The sequence below is a fragment of the Bradyrhizobium genosp. P genome (genome assembly GCF_049949265.1).
Lineage (GTDB): Bacteria > Pseudomonadota > Alphaproteobacteria > Rhizobiales > Xanthobacteraceae > Bradyrhizobium.
In genome coordinates this window covers 9,033,349-9,052,575 of sequence record NZ_CP188195.1, presented here as the reverse complement: position 1 = coordinate 9,052,575, position 19,227 = coordinate 9,033,349, and the positions used below count along the sequence as shown (strand labels likewise).

General features: G+C 61.0%; 19 protein-coding genes and 1 pseudogene. 10 read left to right on the top strand and 10 right to left on the bottom strand.

Annotated features, from left to right (window positions below; all coding sequences use genetic code 11):
- Positions 1-7 precede the first annotated feature (7 nt).
- Entirely contained in the window at positions 8-169 is a 162-nt protein-coding gene (locus tag ACP2YO_RS43430; protein ID WP_426437282.1) for a hypothetical protein, read from the bottom strand.
- A 220-nt stretch (positions 170-389) separates the two neighbouring features.
- Between ACP2YO_RS43430 and ACP2YO_RS43425 the strand changes: the two genes are divergently transcribed.
- Positions 390-1,451, top strand: a complete 1,062-nt coding sequence (locus ACP2YO_RS43425) for a hypothetical protein (protein ID WP_426437281.1) — start codon at positions 390-392, stop codon at positions 1,449-1,451.
- Positions 1,452-1,480: 29 nt separating this feature from the next.
- Here the strand turns inward: ACP2YO_RS43425 and ACP2YO_RS43420 are convergent, their stop codons facing one another.
- Positions 1,481-1,846 (bottom strand): methylamine utilization protein, encoded by a 366-nt coding sequence (locus ACP2YO_RS43420; RefSeq protein WP_426437280.1) that lies wholly within the window; start codon positions 1,844-1,846, stop codon positions 1,481-1,483.
- Between the two features lie 207 nt (positions 1,847-2,053).
- Here ACP2YO_RS43420 and ACP2YO_RS43415 point away from each other — a divergent pair, with 207 nt between their 5' ends.
- Positions 2,054-4,972, top strand: coding sequence for an EAL domain-containing protein (locus ACP2YO_RS43415; protein ID WP_426437279.1), 2,919 nt, complete (start codon positions 2,054-2,056; stop codon positions 4,970-4,972).
- Positions 4,973-5,619: 647 nt separating this feature from the next.
- Here the strand turns inward: ACP2YO_RS43415 and ACP2YO_RS43410 are convergent.
- Together ACP2YO_RS43410 and ACP2YO_RS43405 are read right to left on the bottom strand one after the other, a co-directional pair.
- Positions 5,620-5,829: a hypothetical protein gene (locus ACP2YO_RS43410; RefSeq protein WP_426437278.1), complete on the bottom strand. Its 210-nt coding sequence runs from the start codon at positions 5,827-5,829 to the stop codon at positions 5,620-5,622.
- The gene (locus ACP2YO_RS43405; RefSeq protein WP_426443466.1) at positions 5,826-6,020 is read right to left on the bottom strand and encodes a hypothetical protein; all 195 of its coding nucleotides are present in this window, start codon (positions 6,018-6,020) and stop codon (positions 5,826-5,828) included. The genes ACP2YO_RS43410 and ACP2YO_RS43405 overlap by 4 nt, the downstream gene beginning before the upstream one ends.
- Before the next feature lie 149 nt (positions 6,021-6,169).
- Here ACP2YO_RS43405 and ACP2YO_RS43400 point away from each other — a divergent pair, with 149 nt between their 5' ends.
- The 3 genes and pseudogenes from ACP2YO_RS43400 to ACP2YO_RS43390 all read left to right on the top strand — a co-directional run bounded on the left by ACP2YO_RS43400 (position 6,170) and on the right by ACP2YO_RS43390 (position 8,221).
- A complete protein-coding gene (locus tag ACP2YO_RS43400) occupies positions 6,170-6,550 on the top strand; it encodes a hypothetical protein (protein ID WP_426437277.1) in 381 nt (126 codons plus the stop codon).
- Positions 6,551-6,610: 60 nt separating this feature from the next.
- Positions 6,611-6,703, top strand: a pseudogene (locus tag ACP2YO_RS43395) (transporter); the annotation flags it as partial.
- A 633-nt stretch (positions 6,704-7,336) separates the two neighbouring features.
- Positions 7,337-8,221 (top strand): reverse transcriptase domain-containing protein, encoded by an 885-nt coding sequence (locus ACP2YO_RS43390; protein WP_426437276.1) that lies wholly within the window; start codon positions 7,337-7,339, stop codon positions 8,219-8,221.
- Here the strand turns inward: ACP2YO_RS43390 and ACP2YO_RS43385 are convergent.
- A complete protein-coding gene (locus tag ACP2YO_RS43385) occupies positions 8,182-9,315 on the bottom strand; it encodes an IS630 family transposase (protein ID WP_426434275.1) in 1,134 nt (377 codons plus the stop codon). The two genes, ACP2YO_RS43390 and ACP2YO_RS43385, sit on opposite strands and share 40 nt — an antisense overlap.
- Before the next feature lie 38 nt (positions 9,316-9,353).
- Between ACP2YO_RS43385 and ACP2YO_RS43380 the strand changes: the two genes are divergently transcribed.
- From ACP2YO_RS43380 to ACP2YO_RS43365, 4 genes are all read left to right on the top strand, one after another.
- Positions 9,354-9,635, top strand: a complete 282-nt coding sequence (locus ACP2YO_RS43380) for a LexA family protein (protein WP_283039996.1) — start codon at positions 9,354-9,356, stop codon at positions 9,633-9,635.
- 216 nt (positions 9,636-9,851) lie between these two features.
- On the top strand, positions 9,852-11,390 hold the full coding sequence (istA, locus tag ACP2YO_RS43375) for an IS21 family transposase (RefSeq protein ID WP_426443134.1): 1,539 nt from the start codon (positions 9,852-9,854) through the stop codon (positions 11,388-11,390).
- Between the two features lie 11 nt (positions 11,391-11,401).
- Positions 11,402-12,145, top strand: a complete 744-nt coding sequence (istB, locus tag ACP2YO_RS43370; protein ID WP_426433809.1) for an IS21-like element helper ATPase IstB — start codon at positions 11,402-11,404, stop codon at positions 12,143-12,145.
- Positions 12,146-12,430: 285 nt separating this feature from the next.
- Positions 12,431-12,895: a group II intron maturase-specific domain-containing protein gene (locus ACP2YO_RS43365; protein WP_426437275.1), complete on the top strand. Its 465-nt coding sequence runs from the start codon at positions 12,431-12,433 to the stop codon at positions 12,893-12,895.
- A 761-nt stretch (positions 12,896-13,656) separates the two neighbouring features.
- On the opposite strand, the gene ACP2YO_RS43360 is transcribed toward ACP2YO_RS43365, so the two are convergent.
- Positions 13,657-14,169, bottom strand: a complete 513-nt coding sequence (locus ACP2YO_RS43360; RefSeq protein WP_426437274.1) for a lipocalin-like domain-containing protein — start codon at positions 14,167-14,169, stop codon at positions 13,657-13,659.
- A gap of 651 nt (positions 14,170-14,820) precedes the next feature.
- Between ACP2YO_RS43360 and ltrA the strand changes: the two genes are divergently transcribed.
- Complete coding sequence (gene ltrA / locus ACP2YO_RS43355) at positions 14,821-16,059, top strand: group II intron reverse transcriptase/maturase (RefSeq protein WP_426434049.1); 1,239 nt, start codon at positions 14,821-14,823, stop codon at positions 16,057-16,059.
- Positions 16,060-16,383: 324 nt separating this feature from the next.
- Here ltrA and copD read toward each other — a convergent pair whose 3' ends face one another.
- Genes copD through ACP2YO_RS43335 form a run of 4 tightly spaced genes read right to left on the bottom strand, consistent with a single transcriptional unit; the run spans position 16,384 to position 19,006 of the window.
- On the bottom strand, positions 16,384-17,337 hold the full coding sequence (gene copD, locus ACP2YO_RS43350) for a copper homeostasis membrane protein CopD (protein ID WP_426437273.1): 954 nt from the start codon (positions 17,335-17,337) through the stop codon (positions 16,384-16,386).
- Complete coding sequence (locus ACP2YO_RS43345) at positions 17,337-17,693, bottom strand: copper resistance CopC family protein (protein WP_426437272.1); 357 nt, start codon at positions 17,691-17,693, stop codon at positions 17,337-17,339. The genes copD and ACP2YO_RS43345 overlap by 1 nt, the downstream gene beginning before the upstream one ends.
- Positions 17,694-17,702: 9 nt before the next feature.
- Positions 17,703-18,662 (bottom strand): hypothetical protein, encoded by a 960-nt coding sequence (locus tag ACP2YO_RS43340; protein WP_426437271.1) that lies wholly within the window; start codon positions 18,660-18,662, stop codon positions 17,703-17,705.
- Between the two features lie 59 nt (positions 18,663-18,721).
- Positions 18,722-19,006 (bottom strand): DUF2946 family protein, encoded by a 285-nt coding sequence (locus tag ACP2YO_RS43335; RefSeq protein WP_426443465.1) that lies wholly within the window; start codon positions 19,004-19,006, stop codon positions 18,722-18,724.
- Positions 19,007-19,227: the final 221 nt, after the last annotated feature.

Below are 19,227 nucleotides of genomic sequence, written 5' to 3'. Positions count from 1 at the left end.
ACGCCTGTCAGGACACGTGGGGCAGTGCCGATCCCAAAAGGCCAAGACCGGCGACCAGAAGCCACCCCGCGCCGGTCTCCAGGATCTCGGTCCGCGACCGGCACCACCTGGCTCCATAGGCAAGCACCGAGCCCATCCCGACACACACGACGCTCAACGCTCCGAACATCTACCGGCTCCCAATCCGACCCTGTCCGGGATTTCACTACGACAGGTGGAATTGAGCCTCCGTGCCGGAATTAGCTAAAATCTGACCCAATCGGCGGAAAAGATGGTGCCCGCCCGCGCCCCGCTGACGTTAACCACGAAGCAACCAGGGGACGTTGGCTAGCGAAAAACACTAAAATTTAAGGTAAGATGAACAAATCGTTAAGGTGGACGGTTGTGCGATGTTCAGTGGGCGGGGGCGTAACGCTATTTCGGCATCCCTTGGAAGCTCCTTCTTCGCTAAGTGCATCGCGGGCATCCTGTTTTGCGTCGTGGCGGCACGGGATGCCGAGGCGCATGTCAAATGGTTCTGTGCCTATGATGTGGCCGGGCAACCCCGGGGACTTGAAAACGTTCTGTGTCTGGATTTCGAACTGCTTCTCGGCATTGCCGTTTTCTGGCTTTTTGCAGGTTGCGTGATCGAGCATACCTCTCTGGGTGAGGCGACGATCCGCACCCTCGACCGCGTCACCAACCCGTTGCGGCTGCGCACCGAGGAGATGATCCGCGCCGCCTGCGGATTCTTCTTCATCTCGATCTGGGCCGTTGGCGGGATCCTGCTGACCCCTGAGCTGAAGACGACGTCGGCCCTGGTGGGCGCGTTGCAGCTCGCGGTCGTCGCAGGCATGTTGTGGCGACGGACGCTGCCGGTGTCGGCGGCGGGGATGGCGGTGTTGTTCGGGATTGCCGTGTACAGTTACGGCGCCTTTCACTTGGCCGACTACCCGATTTTTCTTGGCATAGCCGCCTACCTTGGGCTGGTGGGACTGCGGAAGGATCTCCTCGGAATTCGGCCACTCGACGTCGTTCGGTATACAGCCGCCGTGACATTGATGTGGGCCTCGATCGAAAAATGGGCCTACCCGGAATGGAGCTTCCCGCTTCTCATCGAGCACGCCGCCATCACCCTCGGCTTCGACAATGAGTTCTACATGCGCGCCGCGGGCATGGTGGAGTTCACGCTCGCCTTTGCCCTGCTCTGGACGCCGCTGATCCGGCGCTGCGCGGCTGTGGTGCTTGCCGGGATGTTCATCAGTGCCTGCTTCGAATTCGGAAAGATTGACACCATCGGACACTCAGCGATCATCGCTGTCCTGTTCGCGATCGTCTGCGACAACAAGGTTTATGAGCGAGATCGTCGTGCGGCCTGGCTCGCGCCCATTGGGCTCTGCGCAGCGCTGACCGCGACGCTGTTCGCCTACTATGTTGGCCACGCCGTGATTTTCACGACGTCGATATTGTAGCGCCGCTCGAAACCGTCACTTGAAGCGCGCTACTTGGCAACGTGGACCGCCAGCTTCATCTTCGGATGAATGCCGCACAACACCGTGTAGTCGCCGGGCACGGAAAAGACGACGTCAAACTTGCTGCCCGGTTGCTGATCCCCGGAATCGAAACTGAACGTGTCCGAGCTCAAATAGGCGTGATGCAGAAGTTCGCCGTCATCGTTAACAAATCGTAAAGCTTCGCCGCGCTTGATCGAAATCTCCGCCGGCCTGAATGCCTGATCCTTCTGCGAAATGGAATACGGACTTGCGCCGAGGGCGGCTCCTGCAAGCGCTCCCGCGACGATCGCAGCCGCAATCTGCACACGGCCGAACCGGCCAAGGCGCTTGGCGCGTAACAAGCCCAATTGCATCTTTACCCTGCTTCAACGCCGAACATCGGACATTCTACAGCCCAAATGGTGTTTCCTGGATTACCCGCCACAGTGATTATCGCCGGTTGATCTTAACGATTTCAGCATGAGTTCCGGTCACTACTAAAGCAATTTAAACAGAAAGTATTGCCGACGCGCCAGGCGTTCCGCGCGGCTTGAGTATATGTACCACGGCGAAACGCGGACATGGGCCTTCTCATCAACCCGAAAATGGGAAGTGTCGCTGCGTTTCGGCTTGTGTCGGGACGTTTATCGCGCCTCGCCCTGACAAAGGGATCAATTCGCACCCAGATTCTGATCTTCTGCCTCGCGATGAGCGCCATTGCGGTGGCCCTCGGGGGGTATTCCATTCTTGGAATCCACCATGCGGGTGATCTGGTCGCCAAAACCTTCGACGAATCGCTGATGTCGATCAACTACGCTCGTGCGGCCGGCGCCGACTTCGCCGCAATGCGCGTGTCATCGTCACAACGCCTGATGACCACGGATCCAGCAACCTGGGCCAATCTCGATAGCCAGATTGAAGGGCTTGCGAAGGCGCTCTCGGAAGACCTGACGATCGCGGCTCAGCGATCGCAATCGTCTCGAGCGGCCAACGCTGCCGCCAAGGTCCAGGAGGCCGCCGACGCCTGGATGGAGCTTCATCGTCGCGCCGTCGGATCGTCCCTGGAGAACAACGCCGGGTTCCAGCCGCAGGTACCGAGCTCCTTGGCCGGCAACGTCGATCGGTACGCCAAGATCGTCAGCCAGCAGGTTGAACTGCTCGTCAACTATACGGCGGGTGACGGCTTTCTGTTCCGACAGCGTGCGCTCTCGACGATAAGGAGGGATTTGCAGCTCAACATCGCGGGGCTGACCATTGCTCTGCTTCTGTCCGCGGTGTTTTCCTGGTTGCTGGCGCGCCGCATCATCGGACCCGTCGCCATCGCGTCCAAGGCGGCGAGGAGGATCGCCGACGGTGACTTGAACGCAAACATTCCCGAGGGCGGCGGCGACGAACTGGGAACGCTTCTGACCGCTATGGAAACCATGCGAGACAACATCAGGACGATGGTCAATCGGGAGGTCTCGCAGCGGCGGTCGGCGCAAGCAAGGCTTTCCGACGCGCTCGAAAGCTCGCGTGAAGGCGTCGTGCTGCTGGATGCGGACGGTCGGATCGCCTTGGCCAACTCGCGAGCGAGCGAATTCATGCGCCATTCCCCGCAGCTCGTGTACTCGGGTTCTCGGCTCGAAGGGGCAGAACCGGCAGCGGCGGACGCCCCTGGTGAGATCGATGGATTCGCCAGCGAAGCCCGGCTTTCCGACGGACGATGGTTGCGCGTCAGCCGGAGTCAGACGCAGGAGGGCGGCGTCATCCTCGTCTACAGCGACATCACCGCCCTGAAGCAGCAGAAAGCGGAGCTGCATGCCACCAATCTGAGGCTTGATGCGGCGCTCACGCACATGTCCCAGGGGCTCTGCCTTTACGACACGGAAGGGCGGCTGCAGGTCGTCAACCGCCGTTTCTGTGAGATATTCGATATTTCGCCCGAGCTTGTTGTGCCGGGGATGACGTCGGAAGACATCCTCAAATTGAGCGTTGCCGCCGGAAATCACGGCAACCGGACCGTGGCCGATCTGCTGGCAGAGCGGGAGCGGCCGATGTCCCAGCAGAAGGACGGCACATATCTCCAGCACCTCAACGACGGGCGAATCATCTCGATCGCCCAACGATCGACTTCCGACGGCGGTTGGCTCGTCACCTGCGAAGACGTGACCGAGCAGCAACGCGCCGAATCGCAAATCGCGTTCATGGCCCGGCATGATGCCCTCACCAGGCTAGCCAATCGAACAGTGCTGGCGGAACGCATCGAACAGGCGGTTGCTCAGGCCGGCCGGGGCTGTGGCTTTGCGGTACTCTGTATGGACCTCGATAACTTCAAGCAGGTGAACGATACGCTTGGGCATCCGGTGGGCGATGAACTGCTATGCGCAGTCGCCGATCGGCTGAACGCGTGCATTCGGGAGGTTGATACGGTCGCTCGTCTGGGTGGCGATGAATTTGCGGTGGTGCAATGTGGCATCGACAGTAGCGAAGACAGCGAACGTCTCGCTCGCCGCATCGTGGAGCGCATCGGAGCCCCCTATGAACTGAGTGGGCATCGCGTCGTCGTCGGATGCAGCGTCGGAATCTCGCTGGCGCCGGGCGATGGCATGACGGGAGAAAAGCTGCTGAAAAATGCCGACGTAGCGTTGTACCAAGCCAAGATGGAAGGCAGGGGGACCTGGCGGTTCTTCGAGCCCGCAATGGATGTGACCCTGCAAACCCGGCGGTCGCTCGAGCTTGACCTTCGCGAGGCAATGAGCAGGGACGAGTTTGCGCTGTTCTACCAGCCGCTTTATGACCTGCATCGGGACCGTATCTGCGGCTTCGAAGCCCTGCTGCGCTGGAATCATCCAAAGCGCGGACTGGTTCCACCCGATCAGTTCATTCCGATCACGGAGGAAATCGGTCTCATTACTCCACTGGGAGAGTGGGTGCTCAATCGTGCCTGCGAGCAGGCTGCCTTGTGGCCGGGCGAGATGAAGATTGCGGTCAATGTCTCCGCGGTCCAATTCCGCGACCAAGGGCTCGTCGAAGTCGTTGGCCGCGCGCTCGCGGCATCAAAATTGTCCCCGCATCGCCTTGAGCTCGAGATCACCGAATCGGTTCTTCTTGCAAACAGCACCGAAACGATCGCAATGCTACACCAGCTGAAGGCACAAGGCGTGCGTATCGCATTGGACGATTTCGGCACCGGATATTCCTCCCTGAGCTATCTGCGGAGCTTCCCGTTTGACAAGCTCAAGATTGATCAATCGTTCGTCCGCGACGCAACGGCGACCCATGGATCGAAATCAATTGTCCGCGCCGTGATCAATCTCGGAAGAAACCTCGGCATGACAACAATAGCCGAGGGAGTCGAGACGATTGAACAGTTGAACCACATGAGGGCCGAGGGCTGCAACGAGGCCCAGGGATTCCTGTTCAGTCGTCCGGTCCCCGAGAGCGAGATTGCATCAACGATCCTCGCGCTGAGGAACGGCTTCAAGAAAGAAGGCTTCAAGAACGCGATGGCCAGCTAGCCCCACCCAGAATCGATTTCGACGTATCCAGCCGACCGGCGGAGCTGAGACTTCCGGCGTCGGTCATTCGCGCCGATTTGGTCGCGTTTTGTCCAGGTCCGTGACACAGGATGTGGATCGGCGCCATCGAGTGACCCCGCTCACACCAACGATGTCAGCGGCTTAACACGCATATCGGTGCCCGGACCCCACGCCGATTCACAGTCTGTTGTCAGAGGTGAACCGGAAGTGGTCAGCCCTCGTTAGAATGGCGCGATTGACCCAACACGGACATCGGGAACGCTTCCTGTATCGCGAAGCTGAGGCGTCGGACGCGCGACCCCCGAGATAGCCTATTGGTTCGAGTGTTTGTGCGCGCTTCCACGCCACCTCTATCTTACCTGCGCTACCTCCTCCCACGGCAGTTGGATTGCCGTAGTGCATTTCGTCCGTGCTGATTGAGTCGATGTGGCTCCCTCCAAGGAGGCTTGTCAGCGTCGTGCCATCGGGCTGCATGTTGACCGTCTTGGCCGCTTCATCGACACTGTATGTCCCGAAGCGATCGATCCGCGGACGATAGCTTCGGCTTGGGTGCCGTCGAACCCTCTTCGTCAACGCTCGCCGCCATTCCTATCGGACAGTTCCAAGCGCCCGGAAAAGCTCCTTTCCTAAGCTCCCTTGCCGTTCTGTTTACCAATCACGCAACGCCATGCCGCCAGGCGCTCAGCCGGATGCTGGTTCATCCACTCGGCGATTTGCGGCGCGCCCATCAGGCAGGACCGCATCGAGACGTCAGCGAAGTCAGAGGTGGTGACGGTCTGCTCGTGGCAATTTGCCGGAGAGGCGAGACTGCAGAGCACGGCGATAATTGTGATCACGACAGGCCCCCCCCCCCGTCGGTGCGATGGACGTTGCCGTCGCCGACCGTATGACTTGTCGATGTCTTGTCCTGTAGCTCGCCAAGGGGATCAGCCGGCGGGAAGATGCTCTCATAGATCGCACGCGCCTCTCGAATCAGGCGAACGGGCTCGCGCTCAGACTTTGAGACAAATCGAATAACTTCGCCCATGCCAAGCTCGAAACGCTGCCGGTCCGTCATGAGATGACGATAATCATGTCATTTTTACCTGGTGTTTTCGACTCCGACTTTGAAGCTGTACGAGCGGTAACGACGGATTAAAAAGCTCGTGATCGGGTGGGCCGCGCGCGGGCATCCCGATGTCGCTGGCATTTCTTCCGCAGGATGGGCTGCGCGAGCTGCTCGTCTTACACAAACGCGCGGGAGAAGTGGCTCTGGTCGCCAAAATCGGCCGTTGTCGCGATTTCCGTCAGGTACAGTTTCGCGTCCGCAAGCAGCGACTTGGCCTTCTCGATTCTTCGTTCCCGCAACCGGCAGCGAGGCGGCGCCGTGCGAGCCAGCTCTGCGGCCCGCCGCCGGCTGCTGCGCTGCATCCTTTCAGCACCGAAATCATGGTGCTAGGCTCGATCGCAGCAGGGAGCACCTGCACCCTGCTTCATGCCGAACAGGAGGGCGACATGCCTGAGAGCGTCTACAAGGTCATTGAGCTGATCGGTACAAGCAGCGAATCCTCGGAATAGGCCGCTGCTAACGCGGTCGAGCAAGCAGCAAAATCCGTCCGGGATCTTCGTGTTGCAGAGGTCGTCAAACTCGACATCCAGCTGGACGCCAAAGGCAAAGTCGAGGCCTATCGCGCAAAACTGAACGTGTCGTTCAAATTCGAAGGTACATGAGTTCAAGCCGCCTCGCCCCGCTTTAGGGGCGAGGCGTGCTTCTAGGTCGCGGCAGGCAACATGAACGGCATGATCCGCCTGCTGCTGCTCACGGGAGCTAACCGGAAGTCATGGTAGCAGCGGTAAATCCGACGCTAATGACCGTGCGCCCCGAGGGCGCGAACTACCAGTGAGGGAGGAACTCACCCGGATAATTGTCGATTGGTCCGGAAGCTGGCAGGCGGCTCGGCCGGGTAACTGGCTGGGTCGGAGCCCTGCGACGAAGGCAGCCGTGGGCTGCTGAGCGATCTGATGGGCCGTAACAAAAGTGAAGCCCGAGCAGGCCTCGAAAGTTCTAATGCGGATGCCGACCCTCCGGTCATTTGGGGAAGGCCGCACGTGTGGGGAAGCAATCGACACGCGCACCCACGCGATCCGCCGGGGTAGTGGGCACGGCACGTCGGAAGGGTAGTTCGCAGTTACAGGGGGAGACCCGTCGCGGACGAGGGTAGCGGCCTCAGCATCGCATCAGGCGGTGGTCACGGCGGGAGTCGGACGGGGCCATAGGAGCGTTGATGCCGGGTAATGCCGGTGGAGCAAAGGGCCCCGACTTCTGGTGCGCTTTTGAAGATGGTGAGGTGAAGGTGATTGGTGATGAGCCTGACAACGCCTGATAAGATCCGGAGCCTTCAGAGAAAGCTCTACTGCAAAGCGAAGGCGGAGCCCACCTTCCGCTTCTATCTGCTCTACGACAAGATCTGTCGCGAGGACATCCTAGACCACGCCTATCGGCTTGCCCGCGTTAATGCGGGTGCACCAGGTGTGGACGGGATGACGTTTGCTCAGATCGAGAAGCAGGGCCTGGAAGCATGGTTGGCGGGCTTGCGCGCGGAACTGGTCTCGAAGACGTACCGACCTGATCCGGTGCGGCGGGTGATGATCCCGAAAGCGAATGGTGGCGAGCGTCCGCTCGGCATTCCGACCATTCGTGATCGTGTGATTCAGACTGCCGCCAAGATCGTGATCGAACCGATCTTCGAGGCTGACTTCGAGGACAATGCCTACGGCTACCGGCCCGCTCGCGGGGCGGTGGACGCGGTCAAGGAAGTGCACCGGCATTTATGCCGGGGCTATGCCGACGTAGTTGATGCTGATTTGTCCAAGTACTTCGATACGATACCGCATTCCGAGCTGATGAAGTCAGTAGCCCGGCGTGTGGTGGATCGAAACGTCCTGTGCCTCATCAAGATGTGGCTGAGGGCGCCGATCGAGGAACGGGACGCGGACGGAGCCCGGAGTATGAGTGGCGGCAAGCGAAACACGCGTGGCACGCCGCAAGGCGGTGTCGCAAGTCCACTGCTGGCCAACATCTACATGAACCGGTTCCTGAAGCATTGGCGTTTGACTGGCTGCGGCGAGAGCTTCCAGGCTCACGTCGTCTCCTATGCCGACGACTTCGTTATCCTCAGCCGCGGTCGTGCGGCGGAGGCACTAGTGGTCTACCACAGTGATTTTGACTCTTTGGCGGTGGCTGGATAGGCGCGGCCGAGTTTGGCGCGGGCTTTGTCGGTTGTGAACATCCATTTGATTCGGGCTCGGGTTTTATTTCGCCGCCGTTGCCATGCTGTGATCTCATTTCGGAGCCTTTTGGGGTCGTCGATGCGGCGGCCGAGACACTGGCGCTGAAGCACGCTGATCTCGCACTCAACCATGTTGAGCCAACTGGCGTGCTTCGGGGTGTAGTGGAATTCGAGGCGGCACAGGATGCGTCGGGCCTCGGCGGGCGCGAAGGCCTCATACAGCGCCCCAGGCTTATGGATCGACAAATTGTCCTGCACGACACGGATGCAGGCGGCGTCGGGATAATGGACGTCGACGAGCTCACGCATGCAGTGGGCGTAGTCCACGGCGGCGCGGCGGTCGGTGAGCTTGACGTTGCGCCAGCCCCGATACGGATCGAAGGTGACGAAGAGATTGACGGTGCCGTTGCGGCGATACTCGTAATCGTAGCGCTCGCGCTGTCCCGGTTGGGCCGGAACCGGCTGGCGCACCTCGCCGATCAGCTGGACGGGGGTCTCGTCGAAGCAGACCAGCGGCCGGGCGGGATCCGGCGTCTCGGCGTAGAGATCGAGCACGTCCTCCATGCGGGCGACGTATTCGCCGTCGACATGGGGAATGCACCACATGTCCCTGCGCCATGGTTTGAGGTCGTTCTCGGCCAGCCGGCGACGCACGGTCTCGCCCGACAGGCTGTCGTGATCGGTGAGCTTGACCATCGTGTCGGCCAGCAGCGTCAGCGTCCAGCGTTTGCGGCCGGCAGGCGGCTTGGCGCATGCCGTCGCCACCAGCAGGGCCTCCTCCTTTCCGGTCAGCTTGCGCTCTGCGCCCGGACGCGGCTCCTCACTCAAGGCCCGCTCCAGATTGCCTTCCACGAAGCGGCGCTTGGTCCGGCTGACGGTGGAAAGGCTGACACTCACGGTCCGGGCAATCTCCTCGTCGCTGCGGCCCCTATCGGCCGCCAGCAAAATCTGCGCCCGCTTGAGCTTGCGGGCGGCGTGCTTGCCGCCGCCGAGCATCGCCGTCAGTTCGTCGCGCTCGGCTTGGCTCAATTCGACCCGATAACGTACATTCATGCTTTGCCTCCTTGTCGGAGGCCGGGACGAATCGATCCATGAGTCAAAAATCAGGCGCGCGCTTAACCGAGAAGCAGGGTCACTACCTCGCTTTCATCCATACCTATTCGTACATGTTCGGACAGCCGCCCGCCGAAGCCGACATTCAGCGCCATTTCCGCGTCAGCCCGCCGTCAGTCCACCAAATGATCGTCACCCTCGAACGAAACGGTTTCATTCGCCGTCAGCCCGGCGTTCCCCGAAGCATCGAGATTCTCCTGCCACCCGAAAACTTGCCGATCCTCGAATGGCTCGGTATCAAAACGTCAAAATCACTGTGATGAACCACTAGCGTGCTGATTCCGCTCGATGTCGCCCACCATTCCGGAATGATGTCGCCCACCGTTCCGATTTGATCTCGCCCGCCATTCCGAGATGATCTCGCCCACCATTCCGGGATGATGTCGCCCGGGGGTGACGAGGCCTCTTCTGGCTCCGCTACGGTCCCGCCTTTCGGCTTTGCGAAGGGGACCTGGATGCCGACGGAGAGGTTTGCGATGCGCCATGTGCGCGATGTGATCAGATTGAAGTCGGCCGGGATGCCGACCCGTGAGATTGCGCGGCGGTTGGGAACGGCGCCGTCGACGGTGCGTTTGACGATCCGCCGGTTCGAGGCGGCGGGCTTGACCTGGCCGTTGAGCGATGACCTGACGGATCCTGTCCTGGAGGCCCGGCTGTTCGCGGGGGGCGGCGCCGGTTCTGGCACCCGGCGGGGCCATCGCCGGCAATCCGAGCCGGACTGGGCGGCGGTGCACCGCGAGCTGCGGCGCAAGCACGTGACGCTGTCGATCCTGTGGGAGGAGTACATCGCGGGCGAACCCGGCGGGTATCGCTATTCGCGTTTCTGCGAACTCTACCGCACCTGGGAAGGCCGGCTGTCGGTCACGATGCGCCAGTCGCATGCAGCCGGCGACAAGCTGTTCGTCGACTATGCCGGCGACGGCGTGCCGGTCGTGATCGACCGGCTGACCGGCGAGCGGCGCACCGCGCAAATTTTCGTCGCGGTGCTCGGCGCATCGAGCTTCACCTACGCGCAGGCGACCTGGACGCAGGGGCTCGCCGACTGGATCGGCGGCCACGTCGGCGCCTTCGAGGCGATCGGTGGCGTGCCGGCGCTGCTGGTGCCGGACAACACCAAAACCGCAGTGATCAAGGCCTGCCTCTACGATCCGCAGATCAACCGCAGCTACGCCGACATGGCGGCGCATTACGGCATCGCCATTCTGCCGGCCAGACCGCGACGGCCGAGGGACAAGGCGAAGGTCGAGCAGGCGGTCCTCATGGTCGAGCGCTGGCTGCTTGGGCGGCTGCGCCACCGCATCTTCCACAGCCTCGCCGAGGTCAACGCGGCGATCGCCGAACTGCTCATACGGCTCAACGAGGAGCGGCCGATCCGACGGCTCGGCATCACCCGCCGCAAGCTGTTGGAGGAGATCGACCGGCCCGCGCTAAAGGCCTTGCCGCAGAGCCCTTACGTGTTCGCCGAGTGGCGGATCTGCCGGGTCAGCATCGATTATCACGTCGAGGTCGAGGCGCATTACTACAGCGTTCCGCATCGCTTCGTCCGCGTCGAGGTCGAGGTTCGCTTCACCGCCCGCACCGTCGAGATTTTCCACAAGGGCGAGCGGATCGCCGCGCATCAGCGCATGAGCGGCAACCACAAGCATACGACCGTGCCGGAGCACATGGCCTCCAGTCATCGGCGCTACGCCGGCTGGACCATCGAGCGTATCCGCAAGGACGCAGCCTCGATCGGGCCGGCCACCGCCGCGCTCTGCGACCTGATCCTCGACGAGCGCGCGCATCCGGAACAGGGTTTCCGCGCCTGTCTCGGCATCATCCGGCTTGCCCGATCCTACGGGCACGAGCGGCTCGATGCCGCCGCCGCGCGGGCGATCGACATCGGCGCACGCACCTACGGCTCGGTCAAGTCGATCCTCGCCAACAATCTCGATCGGCGTCCTTCACCCAAGCGCTCCGCGGACGACGCGCCGATCCTTCATCCCAACATCCGCGGGCCGCGCTACTACAACTAGGAGATCACGTCTTGCTCAATCATCCGACTCTCGATCAACTCCACACGCTCGGCCTTCACGGCATGGCCAAGGCCTTTGCCGACATCGAAGCCGGCGGCGAGGCCGCAAGCCTCGGCCACGCCGAATGGCTTGCCCTCCTGCTCGAACGCGAAGCGTCATTGCGGCGCGACAAGCGACTGTCGAAGCGGCTGCAATACGCCAAGCTGCGCCAGCAGGCCTGCATCGAGGACATCGACTATCGCACCCCGCGCGGCCTCGACCGCAGTCTCTTGACGATGCTGGTCGAAGGCGGATGGATCGACGACCACGTCAACCTTTTGATCTGCGGGCCCTCCGGCGTCGGCAAGAGCTGGCTCGCCTCGGCGCTCGGCAACAAGGCCTGCCGCGACAATCGCTCTGTGCTCTATCAGCGCGCACCCCGGCTGTTCACCGATCTCGCTTTGGCGCGCGGCGACGGCCGCCACTCCCGTCTGCTGCGGGCGCTTGGCCGCGTCGATCTGCTCATCCTCGACGACTGGGGCCTCGAACCGCTCGATGCCACGGCCCGCCACGACCTCCTGGAGATCCTCGAGGACCGCTACGGTCGCCGCTCCACCATCGTCACCAGCCAGCTCCCGGTGGATCAATGGCACGCGCTGATCGGCGACCCCACTTACGCCGACGCCGTCCTCGACCGCCTGGTCCACAACGCCCACCGCATCGACCTCAACGGCGAGAGCATGCGGCGAACCCGCAAACCCGGCCGGAAGGCCTGAACCCGTGGCGCTGTGGACATGCCGCTGCGCTTGGACAACGCGAAGTGCGTTGCCCACATGCCCACAGCAGATGCAGCAACAGACAACGAAGACTTCAAGCCGTGATTCAAGGTTGACCTCGCGGCTTCGCCGATGCCAGAAACCAGACAGCCAGAACGCCTCGCGCCCCGGGCGACATCAAATTGGAATAGTGGGCGAGATCATCTCGGAATCCTGGGCGAGATCAAATCGGTACACCCGGGCGAGATCATCGGAATCTGCACACTAGCGTGGACGAAGGTGGTGATGACCAAGCTCGGGTTGACGATCAACGAGGCGAAAACTTCGTTGAGAAACGCCCGACAGGAACGCTTCGACTTCCTCGGCTACTCGTTCGGCGCGCATCGGTTTGAGGCGAACGGGAATTGGTATCTGGGTGCAAGCCCGTCCAAGAAGAGTGTGCAACGGCTCAAGACAAGAATCGGCGACCTTCTGGTGCCGAGCAATATCGATCCATGGCCGGAAGTATGTGACAAGCTGAACAGGTCTCTGCGAGGCTGGTCCAACTACTTTGGCTACGGCTCGCGGAGCAAGGCATACCGCAGCGTCGACCAATACGTCTTTGAACGATTGCGCAGGTTCCTCGCGCGAAGGCACAAGGTGCAAGGGCGCGGCAATCGCCGATTCACATTCGATGTTATTCATCGAGAACTCGGCGTTCTGTGCCTCCAACGCCTGCCCCGAGCGGTCCCGTCGCGTGCCTTGCGGTGAAGCTGGTCGGAAAGCCGGATGCCGGAAATCGGCCCGTCCGGTTTGATGAGCGGGGATGGGAAACGGGGCGTTGGCCATAGGCCCCAAGCTACCGCGCCCATCCTCGACTCTACCGACCCGAAGCTGACCCAATCGTGCGCCCAGCATTGGGACGGCGCTCTTCCTCGGACCATAAAGCATCTTGCGTGAGAGCTTGGACTTACGAATTGGCCAATGAACTGCCCGGTTCTCAGGTGCTTCCCTGCCGATGGGCGGTCGAACACGTTGCCATCGCGATCCCCAAAGGTCGCGAGGCCGGTCATCTGTCTCTTAGGGGTTTTACAGACGACGTGAAGCAAAGCGGAACTCTGGAGTAGGCGGTGACGCTAGCCGGTTTGCGTGGGACCATTCCTTCCGAATAGTGCAGAAGTTTGGTAGGTTCGGTCGGTGCTACGTGGATCGGCGCGTAAAATGCAAATCAACGGCGTTCGCGCGTTGGCCAAAAGCGAGCGCTGGTGAAAACTGACGCACGTGACATCGCCGGGCTACGGCTTCTACGTCTTTACACCCGAATCGCCGTCCAAGGCTCTCCCCCACCAAGACTTGCTTCGCTTGGAATATTACAACCACATACCGGGATTCTGATTTCCGCATTTGGCGGATCTGCAAAAAGGGGGCGTTATCGGAGCAAGGTGAACATGGCCGAAATTTATGAGTAGGCGCCTAGACAACTCGCCCCTGCGCTCCCAAGAGCGTCGGGGTTTGTTTTGAGGCAACGTCCATCAAATCGCCCGCTTGAACGTCAGCTCCAGCGTGATGCCGGCCGGCGTGCGTGGATTTGTAAACTTCAATTCATCGTCGGTGATCGACGTCACAATCCGGCGCTGATTAGGCGCTCCGACCAGGTTGGGAAACGAGCTCGTCTCGATGTTGACATGGATCGTCTTGGTGCTTTCGTCCACCGTGTATGTCCCAGTGTAGGCCACCACGCCCGACGCAATGGCCATGGCCTCCTCTGGGGAAGGACGTGCAGGATCGCCTGATGCATACTTCGGCGCATCGGAGCGTACCGTGATGAAATGGAAGCGGCCATCGGAGGTGTAGGTGACGCCGCCTTGTAGGCTCGGCCGCTGAACGGCACTGCCATCCGCACGTGTGCCGGTGCTAGACACGTAAATCCAAGTACCAACCAGCTGATCCTTGAGAGACTTTCCTTGCGCCAGGCTATTGTTCGGGAATGCTACAATCGAAATCAACGCGGTCGCACAAAGCCCGAGTGCATAACGCCTGTTCATGAGATGCCCCTGATTTTAGCAACGTGGTAAGACTACTCAGCGTTCTGGTTGTCAGCAATGGGTGTGCGCCGTGAAAAGGCGGCGCTTTCCAGTGGGTGCAAGTCCCACCCGGCAACCGCTCCAGCCGGAAGCAACCGGAGCAGTCATGGAGGTAACGAAATGGCTGAAGCCTCTGGTTAGCGTGTCACGATATACGGTGACAGCGCGAGTGTGCAGGCCGTAACGCGAGTAAACGCCGAGCAAGCCTCGAAAAGGACGATGCGCAGGCCGACCCGACAACCCTTTCGGGGAAGGCTGATACGGCTGGGTGAATGAGCGAAGCAGTACGCCCAGCCGCTGCGCCGGGGTAGTGGCGACAGCATGTACACAAGGAAAGCGTACGCAACACGGGAGACCCCAGGACGTGGTCAGGGATGATCAACCGGATGCCCGTGAGGGACAGGCCGGGCGCCCTGGGGAGACGGAGAGGTTCGCAGTACCGCTGAAGCCGGGTAATGCCGGGGGAGGGAAGGGACCTCAGTTCAAGACGAACGCAAGACGTAGTGAGGGACCTGGAGATTGGGCAACCTATCAACTCCGAAAAGTGTTCAGAAGCTGCAGACGGCGTTGCACGCGAAAGCGAAGGCAGAAGCCGGCTATCGCTTCTATGCCTTGTACGACAAGATCAGCCGCGAGGACATCCTGGCCCATGCCTATGCCCAGTGCCGCTCCAACAAGGGCGCACCGGGCGTGGATGGGCAAGATTTTGCGGGCATCGACGCGTATGGGGTGCAGCGGTGGCTTGGCGAACTGGCGCTTGCGCTCAGGCAGGAGACTTACCGACCGGACCCCATCAGAAGAGTGTTCATCCCGAAGGCCAACGGCAAACTCAGGCCGCTGGGCATCTCAACCCTGCGGGATCGGGTCTGCATGACAGCAGTGATGCTGGTGCTGGAACCGATCTTTGAAGCCGACCTTCCACCAGAGCAGTACGCTTACCGTCCCGGGCGCAATGCCCAACAGGCGGTGGTCGAAGTGGAAGCGCGGCTGTTCCGAAGCCACCCGGAAGTCGTTGACGCCGACCTCGCGGACTACTTCGGGAGCATTCCGCATACCGAACTTCTAAAGTCGGTAGCGCGCCGGATTGTTGATCGGCGCGTGCTGCATCTGATCAAGATGTGGTTGGAATGCCCCGTGGAAGAAACCGACGATCGAGGAAGGAAGACACGTACGACCGAAGCCCGGGACAACCGGCGCGGCATCCCGCAAGGTTCACCGATCTCACCATTGCTGGCAAATCTCTACATGCGCCGGTTCGTGCTGGGATGGAAGATGCTCGGGCTGGAACAAAGCCTCGGCTCTCGCATCGTGACCTACGCCGACGACCTTGTGATCCTGTGCCGGAGAGGCAAAGCCGAAGAAGCCTTGCAGCGACTGCGCGAGATTATGAGAAAGCTGAAGCTCACGGTCAACGAGGAGAAGACACGAATCTGCAAGGTCCCGGAAGGGGAGTTCGACTTCTTGGGTTACTCGTTCGGGCGGATGTACTCAGCGAGGACCGGCCAGGCACGCCTGGGTTACCGGCCATCAAAGAAGAGCATTAAGCGCATGGTCGAGAACGTCCACGCGCTGACCGACCGATCGGGGACATGGCAAGAAACCACAGAGCTAGTGGGCAAGTTGAACCGCACGCTACGCGGATGGGCCAACTACTTCAACGTAGGCACCGTCAACAAGGCGTATCGAGCGATCGACAACTACACAGCTGTGCGGTTGCGCCGGTGGTTGCGCATCAAGCACAAAGTTAGGCGACGCAAGGGCGGGACTTATCCACTCTCGCACCTCTACGGGCACTTCGGGCTCGTACGCTTAACTGCGCGTGGGCGCGACGTGCCGTGGGTGAAGGCGTGAAGTCTTGTCCGAGAGCCGGATGCGAGAGATTCGCCCGTCTGGTTCGATGAGCGGGATGTGGAAACGGAGTCATGGTTGAACCACTAAGGCACCGCCAGACGAAAGAGGCGGCAACAGATATGTTCAGCCTAAAGCCACCGCGCCACATCTCGACTCTACCCAATAGCGGAAGTGATTGGCCTTCATGATCAGACCAACCCGGCGCTAGTTACGGGTATCGCGCGCAGCCCAATTTCTCACATCCTCGTGCCCGGTGACGTGACTTTGATTTCCTTCTTGCTGATAGCCGCCCCCTGCGGACCTGCTGCCTCGTGTTTTGTAGTTTCAATGCACGAGGTGAGTTGCGGGATGCAGCGAGCCGAGCACGCCGACCATGGCTAAGATCGAGAGCCCCAAGGCGATCTCGATCCATGTATTGCGCGAGAGCCCATGAAGCGCATCCTGCCGCGCCTGGCCGGAAGACAACGCAAGCCGTGGCGTCAGGACGAAGCAGTTGAAGGCGGCGAAGACCAACATCACGATGAAGGCGGCAAGCTTGAGCATCAGGATCTGCCCATAATCCGTAACAACCAGTCCACGGAGCGAACCGACCAGGATCCAGGCGTTGAAGAACCCCGAGACGATCAGTGTCCCAACGCTCGCAGTACCAAGCGTCGAAAACCGCCTGATCGCATCAAGTTCCAGCGAACTCCAGCCCGGACGGCTCCTGATTGCACCGAGCAAAAGCACGAGTGGTAGTAGACCGCCGATCCAGGCCGAGGCGGCGATCAGGTGGAGCACATCGCTGGCGAGATGCAGATACCCCAACGCGTTGGGCGTGGAGCCGGCATGTCCGATCCAGGCGATGGAAGAGACCAGGGACACCGCTGCCGCCAGCGCGAGCCAGCGCCACGACGCCGAGCGTTCGAAGGCCAGGCAAATCGTCAGCACAATCGCGAGCGCCAAGCGAACCTTCGACACCAGTCCAAATTGCGTCAAGTTGAGTACGTCAAGCAGCGCCTCCGACGCCAGCGCGTCACCAACGCCCCCGTCGCTCAACGACATGGTCAGCAATATGACCCACGCCAGCCCGGAGATGACGGCGACGGCGAGCCCGATCCAGGCCACAGCGCGGGCCTGCTTGCGAACGAGCGCGCCCGCCTGCGGCGCGGCGCGCAACGCCGGTTCCGCGACAAAGCCGGAGAAAATTAGGGCGCCGGCCGTTGTCGCCGAGGCAGCGAAGTGGGCCGTCCGCGTCACCACCATTGGACCGTCAATCTCGGCCCCGAACCAGCTCATCACTCTTTGCCAACGTGAAAGGTGAAGCGGCCCTCGGTTTTATGAGTGTCGACCGACAGGACATGCCAGCGGACGCTGTACGTTCCCGGTGACATGGGTTTCAGCCCGACACGCATGACGGGCCCGTTGAAGGACGGCTTGCCGAGATCGACGCGCTTTCCGCTCGCATCGGTCACTTCCACACTACTGAACGCCGGCTCCAGATTCTGGGTGTAAGTCAGAGAAACCTCTCGGGGTGCGGTCGGCACGGTGCTCCCAACGAGAGGGTCCGCATGCTCGAGAAAGGCGTGAGCCTCGGCCGCGGCGCTCGCGCTCACAGTGAGCATGGCCGCCATAGCAAAAGTCGAAATTCGCATGATACGGCCTCAGAAGGTCAATTTGCGGGGAGCCGCCGACGTGCCGCCGAACAGCGGCTGTCCTACGGTTGTCGGGAACATGTCGTCAAGGTACAAATGCAGCTGTCCGAGAACGCCGACTCCGCTGCCGCTTTCGTGGTTGATGGGTATCGTGGCTTCGAGACCAACCTGGAAATAGCTTCCGACCCAGATCACGCCGGGGTTGATCGAGCCGGTTGTGGTGTAGGGATTGCCATAATTGTTCCCAACCGGTGTCGTGAAGGTCGCTTCCACGATGGGTATCAGATGGTTGAAAAAGTCCGGAAGCTGAAGGTCGATGACTTCGGACTTCAGGTAGGGGAGGCTGTACTGCAACGACGCCCCATAGACCAGTTGCTGCGGAATGAAGGCGCCCTGCGTGAAGTCAAAGTTGCTCGTGGGGATTTGATAGCCGATCTGTCCGGTGACAGCGATCGGCCGCGCCCAGGACATCGAGTCCGGAAGATCGCCCAACCCTTTTCCGAAATAGAAGGTTGGCGTGACCAGGCTGTAAGGAGTGCCCAACCCGGAATTGTTCGCTCCGGTATTTCCCCAATCGACGATAACCCCCGCCAGCAGGGCAAGCTCATGGGAAGGGTCCTTCAGTAACTGGTACTGGAAGGTCGTCTCAAGGTTCTGAAATCCGGCCGTGACAGTACCGTCCGCTTGGCGGATTTGCGTCCATCTTGAGCCTATCGATACGCCGAAATTCTCAGTAATCCGCTTGGAAATCTCGCCAGAAATGTCCCACTCCGTGGCGGGCGGCATATCCGCTGTCTTGGACCAACTCACCGTCGGCAACGACATCTCATCGGCGACGCAGGGATCGTCGGTCGCCAGGGTTGCTGGAAGGAACCGAGGGCCGACAAAACAGTGAGCGAACGCACCGGAAGTGGACGCCAACGCGAAAAAACTCGCGAGCGCAAATGAAAGCGGCGTGTATCGAGACATCGGGACTCTCCGGTCGGGGCACGTGAGGGCAATTGCAGACAGCCTGCGGCTGAGTTGCATCACGCGCCGAGCGGGGGTCCCCTGGGACGTGCGACCGAGTATCGCGAGAACAAGGATAGGCGCAGCGACCGCGCCGATTGTCTGATGGTGCTGGTTTCCGATCGGGCGTGCTGGATCGCTACCGGGGGCGGAGCATCCAGCAGGTGAATTGTTACGGCAAAACAAAGGGCACAATGGTCACAGGCATGCTTGTGCTGGTCGGCGGGCGAAAGAGGGGTGCCGTCAGTCGCGTGCCGGCATATTTGAGACAGCGCGAGATCATCGATGGCCGCAGCGTTGGCCATCTGCGCGCCAGCCATCGCCAGCAAGAGCGGTTGCATCATGAGCGCATAGATTAGCGCCGTGCCAACCAGCCTCCGCCAGAATGGCCGCGGTCCCCTGACTGCGCGGTTCTGCTCGTCGCCCATAATCGCGGAACTTATACCGGCTGGAAATAGATTCAAGCCAGGAATACCTCGCGCAGCCGGTTCGTCACTCAACGTGGCTATCGCAACACCATTTCCTC

What these genes read in the sequence shown, in the direction of transcription:
- ACP2YO_RS43385 (WP_426434275.1), bottom strand. Translation starts at nt 9,315, where the DNA reads ATGAATGTACGTTATCGGGTCGAATTGAGCCAAGCCGAGCGCGACGAA.
- ACP2YO_RS43360 (WP_426437274.1), bottom strand. Translation starts at nt 14,169, where the DNA reads ATGAACAGGCGTTATGCACTCGGGCTTTGTGCGACCGCGTTGATTTCG.
- ACP2YO_RS43345 (WP_426437272.1), bottom strand. Translation starts at nt 17,693, where the DNA reads ATGCGAATTTCGACTTTTGCTATGGCGGCCATGCTCACTGTGAGCGCG.
- ACP2YO_RS43425 (WP_426437281.1), top strand. Translation starts at nt 390, where the DNA reads ATGTTCAGTGGGCGGGGGCGTAACGCTATTTCGGCATCCCTTGGAAGC.
- ACP2YO_RS43365 (WP_426437275.1), top strand. Translation starts at nt 12,431, where the DNA reads ATGACCAAGCTCGGGTTGACGATCAACGAGGCGAAAACTTCGTTGAGA.
- ACP2YO_RS43390 (WP_426437276.1), top strand. Translation starts at nt 7,337, where the DNA reads ATGAGCCTGACAACGCCTGATAAGATCCGGAGCCTTCAGAGAAAGCTC.
- ACP2YO_RS43335 (WP_426443465.1), bottom strand. Translation starts at nt 19,006, where the DNA reads ATGGCCAACGCTGCGGCCATCGATGATCTCGCGCTGTCTCAAATATGC.
- ACP2YO_RS43400 (WP_426437277.1), top strand. Translation starts at nt 6,170, where the DNA reads ATGTCGCTGGCATTTCTTCCGCAGGATGGGCTGCGCGAGCTGCTCGTC.
- istA (WP_426443134.1), top strand. Translation starts at nt 9,852, where the DNA reads ATGCGCCATGTGCGCGATGTGATCAGATTGAAGTCGGCCGGGATGCCG.
- ACP2YO_RS43415 (WP_426437279.1), top strand. Translation starts at nt 2,054, where the DNA reads ATGGGCCTTCTCATCAACCCGAAAATGGGAAGTGTCGCTGCGTTTCGG.
- ACP2YO_RS43405 (WP_426443466.1), bottom strand. Translation starts at nt 6,020, where the DNA reads ATGGGCGAAGTTATTCGATTTGTCTCAAAGTCTGAGCGCGAGCCCGTT.
- ACP2YO_RS43380 (WP_283039996.1), top strand. Translation starts at nt 9,354, where the DNA reads ATGAGTCAAAAATCAGGCGCGCGCTTAACCGAGAAGCAGGGTCACTAC.
- copD (WP_426437273.1), bottom strand. Translation starts at nt 17,337, where the DNA reads ATGAGCTGGTTCGGGGCCGAGATTGACGGTCCAATGGTGGTGACGCGG.
- ACP2YO_RS43340 (WP_426437271.1), bottom strand. Translation starts at nt 18,662, where the DNA reads ATGTCTCGATACACGCCGCTTTCATTTGCGCTCGCGAGTTTTTTCGCG.
- ACP2YO_RS43420 (WP_426437280.1), bottom strand. Translation starts at nt 1,846, where the DNA reads ATGCAATTGGGCTTGTTACGCGCCAAGCGCCTTGGCCGGTTCGGCCGT.
- ACP2YO_RS43430 (WP_426437282.1), bottom strand. Translation starts at nt 169, where the DNA reads ATGTTCGGAGCGTTGAGCGTCGTGTGTGTCGGGATGGGCTCGGTGCTT.